This window comes from Parashewanella spongiae (assembly GCF_004358345.1).
In the GTDB taxonomy this organism is placed as follows: Bacteria; Pseudomonadota; Gammaproteobacteria; order Enterobacterales; family Shewanellaceae; genus Parashewanella; species Parashewanella spongiae.
The window spans coordinates 3,503,851-3,517,738 of record NZ_CP037952.1 but is presented as its reverse complement, the minus strand read 5'-3'; the positions used below and the strand labels follow the sequence as shown (position 1 = coordinate 3,517,738).

General features: G+C 42.5%; 10 protein-coding genes. 3 read left to right on the top strand and 7 right to left on the bottom strand.

Features of this window, described 5'->3' with window-relative positions:
• Window positions 1-8: 8 nt before the first annotated feature.
• From E2I05_RS13810 to E2I05_RS13780, 7 genes are all read right to left on the bottom strand, one after another.
• On the bottom strand, window positions 9-707 hold the full coding sequence (locus E2I05_RS13810; RefSeq protein ID WP_121854431.1) for a CoA transferase subunit A: 699 nt from the start codon (window positions 705-707) through the stop codon (window positions 9-11).
• Window positions 708-722: 15 nt separating this feature from the next.
• Window positions 723-1,607 (bottom strand): hydroxymethylglutaryl-CoA lyase, encoded by an 885-nt coding sequence (locus E2I05_RS13805; protein WP_121854432.1) that lies wholly within the window; start codon window positions 1,605-1,607, stop codon window positions 723-725.
• Between the two features lie 3 nt (window positions 1,608-1,610).
• Window positions 1,611-3,614: an acetyl/propionyl/methylcrotonyl-CoA carboxylase subunit alpha gene (locus E2I05_RS13800; protein WP_121854433.1), complete on the bottom strand. Its 2,004-nt coding sequence runs from the start codon at window positions 3,612-3,614 to the stop codon at window positions 1,611-1,613.
• Window positions 3,615-3,864: 250 nt separating this feature from the next.
• Window positions 3,865-4,686 carry an enoyl-CoA hydratase-related protein gene (locus E2I05_RS13795; RefSeq protein ID WP_121854434.1) on the bottom strand — a complete coding sequence of 274 codons (822 nt, stop codon included), beginning with the start codon at window positions 4,684-4,686 and terminating at the stop codon, window positions 3,865-3,867.
• A gap of 16 nt (window positions 4,687-4,702) precedes the next feature.
• A complete protein-coding gene (locus tag E2I05_RS13790; RefSeq protein ID WP_121854435.1) occupies window positions 4,703-6,310 on the bottom strand; it encodes a carboxyl transferase domain-containing protein in 1,608 nt (535 codons plus the stop codon).
• 74 nt (window positions 6,311-6,384) lie between these two features.
• A complete protein-coding gene (locus E2I05_RS13785; protein WP_121854436.1) occupies window positions 6,385-7,554 on the bottom strand; it encodes an isovaleryl-CoA dehydrogenase in 1,170 nt (389 codons plus the stop codon).
• Between the two features lie 50 nt (window positions 7,555-7,604).
• Window positions 7,605-7,994 carry a MerR family transcriptional regulator gene (locus E2I05_RS13780; protein ID WP_121854437.1) on the bottom strand — a complete coding sequence of 130 codons (390 nt, stop codon included), beginning with the start codon at window positions 7,992-7,994 and terminating at the stop codon, window positions 7,605-7,607.
• A gap of 204 nt (window positions 7,995-8,198) precedes the next feature.
• On the opposite strand from E2I05_RS13780, the gene E2I05_RS13775 reads away from it, so the two are divergent.
• The 3 genes from E2I05_RS13775 to ltrA all read left to right on the top strand — a co-directional run bounded on the left by E2I05_RS13775 (window position 8,199) and on the right by ltrA (window position 13,844).
• Window positions 8,199-10,013, top strand: a complete 1,815-nt coding sequence (locus E2I05_RS13775) for a patatin-like phospholipase family protein (protein ID WP_121854438.1) — start codon at window positions 8,199-8,201, stop codon at window positions 10,011-10,013.
• A gap of 111 nt (window positions 10,014-10,124) precedes the next feature.
• The gene (gene gndA, locus E2I05_RS13770) at window positions 10,125-11,666 is read left to right on the top strand and encodes an NADP-dependent phosphogluconate dehydrogenase (protein ID WP_121854439.1); all 1,542 of its coding nucleotides are present in this window, start codon (window positions 10,125-10,127) and stop codon (window positions 11,664-11,666) included.
• A gap of 897 nt (window positions 11,667-12,563) precedes the next feature.
• On the top strand, window positions 12,564-13,844 hold the full coding sequence (gene ltrA, locus E2I05_RS13765) for a group II intron reverse transcriptase/maturase (RefSeq protein ID WP_133309452.1): 1,281 nt from the start codon (window positions 12,564-12,566) through the stop codon (window positions 13,842-13,844).
• Window positions 13,845-13,888 lie beyond the last annotated feature (44 nt).

Sequence of the window (13,888 nt, the reverse complement as noted above, 5' to 3'; positions counted from 1 at the left end):
GATCTTCCTTATGCCTTAACCGTGCGTTGTTCAATGCGTTTTTCAAATGTACCTTGAATGACGCGATCTACATAAATTCCCGGTGTGTGGATATGATCAGGATCGAGTTCACCCGGCTCAACAATGTGCTCGGCTTCTACTACGGTTATTTTGCCTGCTGTTGCCATCATTGGATTGAAATTAGCAGCGGTTTTACGGAATACGAGGTTACCCATAGTATCGGCTTTCCATGCGCGAACTAATGCAAAATCCGAGGTGAGCGAGTCTTCAAGGACGTAATGACGGCCTTTAATTTCGCGGGTTTCTTTACCCTCTGCGACAGGCGTGCCGTAACCGGTTGCTGTAAAAAATGCTGGAATACCAGCGCCGCCTGCTCGTATTTTTTCAGCTAATGTGCCTTGTGGTGTGAGAATGACATTTAACTCACCGGACAACATTTGCTTTTCGAAGGTCGCGTTTTCACCGACGTACGAAGCAATCATGGTGCTGATTTGACGCTTTTGCAGTAATAAACCTAAGCCAAAGTCATCGACACCAGCATTGTTTGATATTGCCGTTAAGCCGGTTACATCCATTGTGGTCATTTGGTTGATTAATCCTTCTGGAATACCACATAAACCAAAACCACCAACCATGATTGTCATGTCGCTTTTGAGCCCTGCCAGTGCTTCGGTGTAGCTGCTGACTACTTTATTCAGTCCTGCCATCGATGTCAGTTCCTTTTAATGAGTTAAAATCGCTTGAGCAACTTTTGAAGCGTTGCTTTTGCCTAATGCTTTACATATTTTATTGCCGGCTTGGGACAGTTTTTCTATATTGATGCCAGTATCTAATCCCATACCGTGCAGCATATAAACCAAGTCTTCGGTAGCAAGGTTACCAGAAGCGCCTTTTGCATATGGACAGCCGCCAAGGCCGCTCACGGATGAGTCAAATACTGACACTCCGGTTTCTAAGCAGGCTTGAATGTTAGCGAGCGCTTGCCCGTAAGTATCGTGAAAATGCAGTGCCAACTTATCGATTGAAACGCTTTGTGAAACCGCTTGAAGCATTTGCAGTGCTTTTTTCGGTGTGCCAACGCCGATAGTGTCACCGAGCGATACTTCGTAGCAACCCATGGTGTGTAGAAGTTCTGTGACTCTTACCACTTCAGAAACCGCGATTTCACCTTCGTATGGACAACCGAGTACGCACGATACGTAACCACGAACAGGCAAGTTGTGTTGTTTGGCTAATTCGATTACAGGCTTAAAACGCGCAATGGATTCTTCAATTGAGCAGTTTATGTTTTTTTGGCTAAAAGCCTCAGAGGCTGAACCAAAAATAGCTATCTCGTCAACATCAGCGGCAAGTGCTGCTTCAAGTCCTTTTAAATTTGGGGTGAGGGCACTGTACTGCACAGATGGGTTGCGCTCAATTTGATCCATTACTGTCGCTGAGTCGGCCATTTGTGGCACCCACTTGGGTGACACAAAACTGGCGGCTTCGATTCGACGAACACCTGCTTGTGCAAGCTCATTGATTAGCGTCACTTTGTCTTGAGTGCTCACATGGGGTTCATTTTGTAATCCGTCGCGTGCGCCGACTTCAAATATATTGACTGTCATGCTCTATTCTCCGTCCCTTTTACTGTCAAGAGCGTCATTAGGGTTAACATCGAGAAGGGGAGAACCGTCAGTGACAAGGTCACCGGGGTGAAAGAAAAATTCACTCACTACGCCATCAAATGGGGCTTGGATGGTGTACTCCATTTTCATGGCTTCCATTACCATCAAACCTTGACCGGCTTTTACTTGAGCGCCAACATCAACTAAATGAGTGACAATGGTGCCATTCATTGGTGCGTTTAATTGATCTTCACTATTGTCTTCTTGTCTCAACTGCTGGGCTTGCACCGCTTTGAAATGAAATTGTTGGTTGTCGATAAATAGGGTGAAATCATTTTCAATTTGAGCGATAGGCACAAGAAAACGATGATCACCAATTTGCGCGAGTAAACCATTTGATGCCAGTTCACCATTAATAGTAATGATCTGTTCACCAACCTTTATTTCATAACCATTTGATTGTTCGATAATGTTTAGTTCAACGAGTTGATTGTCATCATCAAGCAAACGAACTTGTTGGCGATTGGCACTGTTGACTCTAAACCCTGTTAAGCTAGCCCAAGGCGATGTGTCGCTTTGCAAAGCTTGCTGGCGGTGTAACACTTGGGATAAACCAGCAAGCGCTAACACTTTCGCTGGATCTACACTTTTGCTGGTAAACAAGTTATCGTTATAACGCTCGATAAAGTCTGTATAAAAATCGGCTTTTACGAATGCGGAGTGAGTGATAATACTGCGTAAAAAAGCGATATTATGTTTGAGTCCAACAATCCGATAATTGTCTAATGCATTTTCCATACGCTGCAAGGCAAGATGGCGATTTTCGTCCCACACAATGAGTTTTGAAATCATTGGATCGTAAAAATTACTGATCACATCGTGTTCACGAATTCCGGAGTCAATTCTCACGTGTTGATTTTGGCTTGGCTCCCGAAGAAATTCGAGTTTGCCACTGGCTGGTAAAAACTCGTTTTTAGGATCTTCTGCGTAAACGCGCACTTCAAAAGAATGACCAGAAATTTGAATTTCAGACTGCTCTAGTGGCAAAGTCTGCCCATGTGCCACTTTTAATTGCCATTCTACTAGATCTTGGCCTGTGACCAATTCAGTTACAGGATGTTCTACTTGCAGACGAGTATTCATTTCCATGAAATAAAAGCTGCCGTCGGTATCAAGCAAAAACTCAACGGTACCAGCGCCAACGTAGTCAATGGCTTTCGCAGCTGCAACCGCAGCTTCACCCATTTGTTTGCGTAAATCATCAGATAAACCCGGAGCAGGTGCTTCTTCAACAACTTTTTGATGGCGGCGTTGCACTGAGCAGTCTCTGTCTGATAGATAAACACAATTACCGTGTTTATCAGCAAACACTTGCACTTCAACATGTCTTGGTTGACGAAGGTAACGCTCCATCAATAATTTATCGTTACCGAAAGAAGAGGCCGCTTCACGACGCGCTGAGTCGATGGCGCCTTGCAGTTCGCTTTGGTTTTCAACGATCCGCATGCCTTTGCCACCACCGCCATAAGCGGCTTTGATAAGTTGCGGATAACCCACTTTGTGAGCTTCTTTTAATAACACATCATCTGTTTGATCGTCACCATGGTAACCCGGAACGAGTGGTACATTGGCGGCAGACATAATGACTTTAGCGGCACTTTTACTGCCCATTGAATCAATCGCGTCCGAACCTGGCCCGACAAATTCAATACCAGACTGCTCACATTGGCGAGCAAATTCTGCGTTTTCTGATAAAAAACCATAACCTGGGTGAATCGCTTGAGCGCCTGCTCTTTTTGCCACTTCAATAATGGCATCTCCACGCAGGTATGATTGAGCTGGAGCACTGGCTCCAAGATAGAAAGCTTCATCAGCCATAGCGACGTGACGAGCGTTTGAATCTGCATCTGAATAAACTGCCACCGTACGTACGCCCATCTTTTTTGCTGTATCAATGATTCGGCAAGCAATTTCACCGCGGTTAGCAATCAGTAGTTTGGTAAACATCGGACACTATTCCTTATTTATATTTTTAAACTCAAAGTGTTACTGTAAATGTTGTTTTTCTTATTTAGTGATGACGAAATGTTTTTTACACATTACATTCATCTAGTAACACTCCCTTCGGGCGAAGCTAAAAGCTTTCATAATTTCGTTGTCAGCTCTTAATTTATGCCCGATAAATTTTCAACCTTCCGCCTTATTCTGAAAGCTTTTTGCTTTCGTTGAATAACAAAAATATCAATGCGAAATAGTGTTAATCCCCTTCTACTTGCTGCCAGTTCGGTTGTCGTTTTTCAAAAAAGGCATTGAGTCCTTCTTGTCCTTCACTTGAAACACGAATTCGGGCAATTCGATCACTCGTATGGGATAAGGTTTGGGCATTGATTTCGCCACTTTCGAGGTGAGCAATTAATGATTTACACCAGTTCATCCCTTGAGGGCTGTTCGCAAGTAATGCATCGGCCATTGGTTGACTCAATTTTTGTAAGTCTTCTCCAACTTCATGAATAATTTGCAGTTGTAATGCTTTTTCAGCAGTAAAACGTTCGGCAGTCAACATGTAGCGACGAGAGGCTCTATTACCCATAGCACGAACTACGTAAGGACTGATTACTGCAGGGATTAACCCAAGTTTTACTTCGCTTAAACAGAAGCTCGATTTCGGCGTCGCGACAGCCATATCACAACAACAGATTAAACCTAGCGCTCCGCCAAATGCTGCGCCTTGAACGTGAGCAATCGTTGGCTTAGGGAATTTATCTAAGTCATTCATGAGCTTTGCAAGGGTATTTGCATCGGCCAGATTTTGGTCGAAATCCATTTTGACTTGTTTACGCATCCAATTGAGATCAGCCCCAGCACTAAAATGTTTACCATTGGCTTTAACAATGAGTAATTTACATTGATTGTCATTGGCAAATCTGTGTAATGCTGAAATTAACTCTGCAATCATCACTTCATCAAAGGCGTTATGAACATCGACTCGATTCAGAATGAGCGAGCCGACACCGCGATCATCAATCTCACAGATTATGTGTTGATAATTTTGATCTTCGAAGATAGTTTTTGTGGTCATTATAGTTACCTTCAAATTACATGCGGAACACGCCAAAGCGCGTTTCTTCGATAGGTGCGTTGAGCGCTGCAGATAAAGCTAAGCCTACTACATCGCGTGTTTGAGCTGGGTCGATAATGCCGTCGTCCCACAAGCGAGCACTAGCGTGATAAGGATGGCCCGCTTTGTCGTACTGTTCAACAATTGGTGATTTAAAATCAGCTTCTTCTTGTTGGTTCCAACTTTCGCCATTGCGCGCTAAACCATCTTTTTTAACGGTCGCTAATACGCCAGCCGCTTGCTCACCGCCCATGACTGAAATACGAGCATTTGGCCACATCCACATCATGGTTGGATCGAAAGCTCGGCCGCACATACCATAGTTACCAGCACCATAACTGCCACCAATAAGAACAGTAAACTTAGGTACGTTGGCACAGGTCACGGCTGTTACCATCTTCGCGCCGTGTTTGGCTATGCCTTCGTGCTCATATTTTTTCCCGACCATAAAGCCAGTAATATTTTGCAGGAATAGAAGCGGAATTTTGCGTTGGCAACAAAGCTCAATAAAGTGAGCGCCTTTTTGCGCTGATTCTGAGAAAAGAATGCCATTGTTGGCAATAATGCCGACTGGATTACCATGAATTTTGGCAAACCCACAAACTAATGTGGCACCATAATTAGCTTTGAATTCGTCGAAGTCTGAATCATCTACGATTCGAGCGATGACTTCTTTTACATCGAATGGTTTTTTTAAATCGGTTCCCACAATGCCGTAGAGTTCTTTGGGGTCGTATTTTGGTGGTTTGACTGCGGAAAGCGTATTTTCTATGTGCTTATTATGGTTAAGCCTTGAAACCGCATTGCGAGCTAATTCTAGAGCGTGCTCGTCATTTTGAGCTAAGTGATCGGCAACACCTGAAATTTTGGTATGGACTTCCGCGCCACCAAGCTCTTCAGCGGAGACTTCTTCGCCCGTTGCAGCTTTTACTAATGGTGGACCCGCTAAGAATATGGTGCCTTGCTCTTTAACGATAATCGATTCGTCAGCCATTGCCGGTACATAAGCGCCGCCTGCTGTGCATAGACCCATGACGACAGCAATTTGCGGAATACCTTTTGCTGACATCTTGGCTTGGTTATAAAATATTCGTCCAAAATGATCACGATCTGGGAAAACTTCATCCTGCAACGGGAGAAAAGCACCGCCAGAATCAACCAAGTAAATACAGGGTAGGTGGCAACGTTCGGCAATTTCTTGAGCCCGAATATGTTTTTTAACGGTTAGAGGATAGTAAGTGCCACCTTTTACTGTCGCATCATTGGCGACAATCATGCATTCAACACCGTTTACACGACCAATACCAGTAATAATGCCAGCCGCAGCGATATTCGCGTCGTACATGTCATAAGCCGCAAATTGCGAAAGTTCTACAAATGGTGCACTGGGATCAAGTAGTTTTTCGATTCTGTCTCTTGGTGCAAGTTTGCCGCGAGATAAGTGGCGATCCATTGATACTTGACCGCCACCTTGTTGAATACTGGCAAGTTTGGTTTGAAGCTCATCAACCAGTTTGGACATGCCATCGTGCTTAATTTTAAACTCGTCGCTTCGAGTATTAATTCGACTGCTCAATTGTGTCATCGTCTAAATCCTTGTAAAAGGGATAAAGCAAAAAGGCGTAACGAGCGTTACACCTTTATGTTAATGTTTATTAACTATTTACTTTCGCTAAACAGCTCACGACCAATAAGCATTCGACGGATTTCTGAAGTGCCAGCTCCGATTTCATAAAGTTTGGCATCACGAAGCAGGCGACCTGTTGCATATTCGTTGATGTAACCATTACCACCAAGCAGTTGAATGGCATCGAGTGCCATTTTGGTTGCCAATTCGGCACTATATAAAATCGCACCAGCAGCGTCTTTACGGGTAGTTTCACCGCGGTCACAGGACTTAGCCACAGCATAAACGTAAGAACGTGCAGCGTTCATTTGTGTGTACATGTCAGCAATTTTACCTTGGACTAGCTGAAACTCGCCAATTGACTTGCCGAATTGAACACGGTCATGGACATAAGGCACTACGATATCCATGCAAGCCGCCATAATCCCAAGAGGCCCGCCTGCGAGTACAAGGCGTTCATAATCAAGGCCACTCATAAGAACTTTAACGCCTTCATTTAATTCACCCAGAATGTTTTCTTCTGGCACCTCACAATCTTCAAAGACAAGTTCACAAGTGTTTGAACCACGCATACCAAGTTTGTCTAGCTTCTGCGCGGTTGAAAAACCTTTAAAGGTTTTTTCGACGATAAAGGCGGTAATACCATGAGCACCTTTGTCTAAATCTGTTTTGGCATAAATAACCAGTGTGTCAGCATCTGGGCCATTGGTGATCCACATTTTGTTGCCATTTAGTATGAACTTATTACCTTCTTTGCGGGCATGCAGTTTCATGGAAACGACATCTGATCCTGCATTAGGTTCGCTCATGGCAAGTGCGCCAATATGCTCACCGCTAATGAGCTTTGGTAAATACTTGGCTTTTTGCTCTGGGGTGCCATTGCGATTAATTTGATTGACGCATAAGTTTGAATGAGCGCCATAGCTCAAGCCAATGGATGCGGAGGCTCGGGAAATTTCTTCCATTGCTATAACATGAGCCAAGTAACCCATTTGGGCACCACCTAACTCTTCGTCAACGGTCACTCCTAGTAAACCCATATCACCAAATACAGGCCATAATTCATTTGGGAATTCGTTTTCTTTATCAACTTTTTCAGCGAGTGGGGCGATTTCATTGGCGGCAAATTGTTGAACTGCATCACGCAGCATATCAACTTCTTCGCCAAGTCCGAAATTTAGGCTTGAGTATAGTGCGTTCATAGTAAGGTCCTGTAATTTTTTTATCTTTAAAACTAATTTTGAACTATTTGTTATTTATTAAGTGCTGCTAGGCATTGTTGTTCAGCTGAATTTAACTCCATCAACACAACTTTGATATCATCCATTTGTTGCTGCAATGCAGCTTTCTTTTCTTCAATCAAATCAAGCATGGTGCTGAGTTGCGATGTGCTGGTTTTGTCTGTGTCATACATTTCAAATAAGCGTCTGGTTTCTGCTAATGAAAATCCGAGACGTTTTCCTCTGAGAATGAGCTTTAGACGCACTTTATCTTTGAGACTGTAAACACGAGTTTGACCGCGGCGTTTAGGCTTAAGCAAGCCCTGATCTTCATAAAAGCGGATACTACGTGTAGTAATATCAAACTCTCTTGATAAGTCACTAATGGAGTAACTACTAGGGGAATTGCTGATTATGCTCATTGAACTTGAATTACCGTATAAAAACTATTTACTGAAAGGTACAGGAAGTTTACGTAAAGGTAAAGTTTGTAGCTGGTGGTTATGTTTGAAATCGATTTTATATCTAACTTTTACAGATTGTCGTTCTGTTAATTATTGTTCATGCTATTGTATATCTTTCATATTATATGTTAGTTGACTACATGGTACTCAATCAAAAATTCTATGGCGTTTTGTCCACCAAGCTCTGAAATAACCCCGCTTTGGCTTCATTTGAGTGAATCAGGCCTGAGAAGGGAGGGCACTAAGTGTTTAAAGATTGGCGACTATTTATATACTATAGAGTTCAATGAAATTGGGAAAGCGAAACACATCTCGTCTAAGCAGTTAAAGCACTGGAAACGATCCCTTGATAATTATCCTGTTGAAGTGGAAATTGCGTTTCATTCGCAGCGTTCACCAGAATACGGTGAGTTAATCGCAGCCCTTAATTGTAAACCAGCACTTAAAGCTTATGCAGAAAAGAAATATGATGAACATCAATGCGATGTATCTGAATTTATAAAATATGATGCGTTATGTTTATCAGGTGGCGGTGCTCGCGGAGTTGGCTTTTGTGGTGTTTTCAAGCAATTAGGAAACGAAAGGTTAGTCAATCGAATAAAGGAAGTTTCAGGAAGCTCTATAGGAGCGTTAGCTGCAATCCCCATTGCTTGCGGGATGAATGTTGAAGAAGTCTCCACTTTTTTTTCTGAATATGATGCGGAACTCAATCCAGAGTCAATCATTCGAAATGCTCAAGAAGCAATAAGGCGAAAATTAAACCCATTTGTAATTGAAATTCATAACTTTTTAGCAAGAAGTCGCCGCCCCTTACTTGATAGCTTCGGAAACGCTTTATCATTGAGTGAATCTACTTCGGCTTTAAATAACCTGAGCTTTGAACAGCTTGAATTATTAAGAAATTATGAGGGAGAACAAGAGTTACCAAACGTTAGTAAACTTAAATTAAAACGATTAGTTTTGGTTGCCACTTCTGACAAGAAAGAAGTAGAGCTATCCGCTAAAAAAACACCCAGTATGTCTATTTCTCTTGCGGCTAGAGCCAGTTGTGGATTTCCGGTAAAAATTGGGAAACTTAAGGTTAATTCTTCGGTCTTCACTAAACGGCCAAATATCCTTTTTGGAAAAAATAGCAAAACAGTGTCTCTAAGTGACGGCGGTATTACAAATAACACCCCATATTTCTACTTAGAAGGCGAACGAAAATTAGTCATTGCGTTTAAAACCGCCCAAGCAAGAATTGAAAAAGAAAGATTGTCAGTTAAAGAGTTTGCCTATCAAACACTTTTAAGAACGCCTGTATTTGAGTATGAAAAATTTGATATCGAAGCAGCAAAAAAAGATCCAAGCGTGATTTTGTTTTTTTTAAGGAGTAGTTTAAAAACCTTAGACTTAGATATGGCAAGATCCGACTTCCACTTAATCGAGCTTGATGCCATGAGGCAATTTCAACAGTTTGAAAAGGATAGAGCTATCAGCCTATCTAGTTATTTAGCAAATTTAGGCTCGTACACAGAACTTACGGCAGCAGAGCTATCCGGTGAAGATGAACTGGAAAGAGTCTCGGCTGAACTGAATTTATGTCTGTCCTTGGAAGAAAGCGGAGATGAAGCTGATACGCTCGAGAATAGTTGGTTTGACGACACCGACAGAGAAGGTACTGATGAGGGGGAAGATTCATATGATGTGAGCAGCGCCTCAGAGAATAATAGTTTTTATTCATCTAGGACCACAGCTAGTTCAGTATCCTCTTCTATTTCTCCCCTACCGTCACCGTTTTCGGAAACCACGCAATCGTTTACAAATTGGAGTTCTTTACCTAGGCCTAATTCATTGGAAAAGCCCAGAATAAAAAAATCTTCAACTGATGAAGGATTCGATCTTCTGTGTGGCGATAGTAAGGTAGAATTGAGGCAGTATAAAGTTTCTAAATACAGTAAAGGTGGACGCAGGCCTTTATCAGCGACTCGGTTCTGATTATCCTTTACAAGAAAACCTCTTTCCATTCGTATGCAATAGTGTTTAGGTAAACTTGGCGTTATAATCCCGCGAATTTTATTGATGCACATCATCGCTTCGGAAAAAATAATGCCAAAAACTAAATGTCTCATGGATATCGGGGTCATCGGCCTTGGTGTAATGGGGAAAAATCTTGCTTTAAATATTGCTGATAATGGCTATCGCATTGCCGCATTTGATATTGATGATGACAAAACTAACTCAGTGGTTGATCAGTCCTTGCAAGAGCAGGTTGCATTTTCGACTCTTGATAGCAAGCAAAGAGTATTCGGTAGTCAATCTATCGAAGATATGCTGAACCAATTATCCTCTCCAAAAATCATTGTATTGTCAGTGCCGGCAGGAAAGCCTGTAGATGGTGTTTGTCAGGCATTAATTCATGCTGGTATTGGTGAAAATGACATTGTCATTGACACTGGAAACAGCTTATGGACCGATACCGTAGAGCGTGAAGCCAGATATCATGGACAATTTATATTTTTTAGTTCAGCGGTTTCGGGCGGCGAAGTTGGTGCTCGGTTTGGTCCGTCGTTGATGCCTAGTGGTAGTATTAAAGCGTGGGAACGAATTTCTCCTGTGTGGGAAGCCATTGCCGCTAAAGTCGATCCGAATACGGGACTGCCTATCGAGCGCACTAAACCGGGTGATAGGGTTGATCATGGAGAGCCTTGCACGACGTATATTGGTGACACAGGGTCGGGCCATTATGTAAAAATGGTGCATAATGGAATTGAGTACGCCGATATGCAGCTCATCTGTGAGGCTTATCATATTCTTAATGATGGATGTGGCTTTTCAGCAAAAGAAATTGGTCAAACATTCGAGCGCTGGAATAATGGCCGGTTAAACAGTTATTTGATGGAAATCAGCGCTGACATCTTACAACAAGACGATCCTGAGACTGGCAAGCCGTTAGTTGAAATGATTTTAGACAAAGCTGGGCAGAAAGGCACTGGTTTATGGACTGCAGTCAGCAGCTTGCAAATTGGTGCTCCAGCACCAACGATCGCTGAAGCGGTTTCAGCCCGCGCCGTGAGTAATCAAAAAGCATTAAGGCAACAACTTAGTCAAAAGCTCTGTGGCCCAGTTGTTAATGAACTCAGTGACTCTGAAAAAGAAAATGTTGTTTCATCGCTAGAAAATGCCCTTTATTGCGCCAAAATTTGTTGTTATGCGCAAGGTTTTCAGCTTATGGATATGGCGGCATCTGAGCATGGGTGGAAGTTAAACTTTGCTGAAATTGCCAAAATTTGGCGCGCTGGTTGTATTATTCGAGCGACTTTCTTGCAATCAATCACTCAAGCTTACCAACAAGATCCGGAGCTTCCTCATTTATTGCTTTCGCAAAACTTTGCTCAAGAATTGTCTGATCTGCAAAAGGATTGGCGTTCGGCCTCTGTATTTGCAATTTCAAATGGTATTCCAATCCCTTGTATAAGTTCTGCGCTTTCATATTACGATAACTTTCGCAGTCAAATATTACCTGCAAATCTTCTGCAAGGTCAGCGTGACTTCTTTGGTGCTCATACTTATCAAAGACAGGATAAGCCAGAAGGCGAAAAATTCCATTTGGAATGGAGTAGCATGGATAGAAAACAAATTAAGTTGTAATTGGCATAAAAAAAGCTTCCTTCGGGAAGTTTTTTTTATGCTGTGTTGAGTTTAACCTAAGTAAATTGGTTGAACGCACAATTCCCCCTTAACCTACTGAAGCATATTGCAAAAATTAATGATGTTTCTTCACTTGTTAGGTGAGTGCTGAACGCTCATATACTTGCCAAAATCACCGCTAGCTGCGTTATAAATTTTGCAAGTAGAACCACTACTTGCTGCAACTTATGCCTTGCTATCAGTAATTTTTTCTACGTATATGACTATTCCCAACCGATTTATCTAGGGAGCGCCACGAAGCGCTTTATTCTGTTGCGGGATTTGTCTCAACGTATACGCAGCCAAGCGATTACATGGCCATAAACCAGAGACAGCAACGTTATTATTTATAATAAGTCCATCAGGTTGAAACGTACCTGACGGGATAATTACCAGTTCATCCCGAAATCTGACGGGCATGCATAATGGGTAACCGCTATGACATGAAGCCCTGTGACAAAGGCCTTGAATAAAGGTTGAGATGCAATGTAGGCCGCAGCATCAAGCGAATTCAGTTAAGCGTCGTAAATCAAAAAATGAAGATGGGGAGTCTTTCCTAGTTGACGAACCCTGACACAAACAGAGAAGCAACTGGTAAATGCATCTGTTTGATCTTCCGGCGTAATATGAAGTGGCATGTATTGAAGGAAATAAAGTGAACGTGGGAGAGCCTGAGTGTTGGAAGGTAGTGACTTCCACTATCCGAATATAAGGTAAACCGAAATTTCAGATAGGGCGCTCAGGCAGTCGGATGAGCCCATAGTACCGTTAACCGTGAAGACAACATAACTTCACATCAGGGAAGGGGCTCAGTGTTACACCCGTTTTTTAACGTAACTTTTGAGGTGAAATTGCCATATGGCTAACACTCCAGTAAATATCAGAATATTACAGCGAAAACTTTACTTACGCTCAAAGCTTAACTCGGAGCTACGATTTTACAGCTTGTACGATAAACTCAGTCGCCTAGATATACTCGAAGAAGCCTATCGACGATGCAAAGCCAATAAAGGCGGAGCAGGAATTGATGGCATCACATTCAGTTGTCTAGAGCAGCAAAAGAAAGTCGTTGCGCTGTTAAAAGAAATTCAAACTCAATTACAACAGAAAAACTATCGACCTAGCCCAGTCAAACGAGTAGAAATACTCAAAGACAACGGCAAAACGCGGAAACTTGGGATCCCGATAATCAGTGACAGAATTGTGCAAATGGCGATGACAATAGTGATGCAACCCGTCTACGAACCTCATTTACATGAACACAGTTATGGTTATCGTCCATGTCGAAGCGCCCAGCAAGCGGTAAAAGTCATTGAAATGAGCCTAAAACAAGGCTATCAGCACGTACTTGATGCTGACTTGAGCGCCTATTTCGATACCATCCCGCACGCTAAGTTGATGGCAAAAGTAGAAAGGCGAATAAGCGACAGCAGCTTTCTGAGTTTGCTGAAAAGCTTTATCAAAGCGCCCATCAGCGTAGAGACGGTCAACAGAAAATGGCGAATAGAAGCAAGCCGATGTGGCACTCCGCAAGGCGGAGTTATCTCTCCACTACTGGCTAACATCTATCTCAACGATTTCTGTTTGAAAATACACGAAAAAACACCGTGTAAAATCGTTACCTATGCAGATGATTTTGTTGTACTTCATAAGCAAACCTACACACAAGAGCAACTGGACTGGATAGCACAGCAATTAAGTGATGAAGGTCTGAAGCTAAATCAAAGTAAAACCCACTGTGTGGATATGGGAAAGCTGATGAATGAGTTTGATTTCCTCGGTTTTAACTTTCAACGGATCACAGGCTTCATCAAAGGCACCAGTTACATTAAGATACAGGCGTCTAAGAAGAGCCAAACAAAGCTGAAAAATAAACTCAGAGACATAGTGAAGCATCGAACCTCAAATACACTTGGCGTACTGATAAATAAAGTTAATCAAGTTCTGAGGGGATGGAAACACTATTTTGGTGGGATAGGATATCCCAGAGGAGTATTTTTCAGAATAAATGGATTTGTAGTAAACCGATTCTATCGATGGCATCGTCGCTTAAGTCAACGTCGAAGCAAGTATCTATCACGAGGTGCTTACGAAAAATTACGCCAAGCTGGTCTTGAGTATTTACCCACGACAAGATGATAAGCAAAGTGAAGGGGCTGAGAGAAGTGTAACAACAGAGCCGT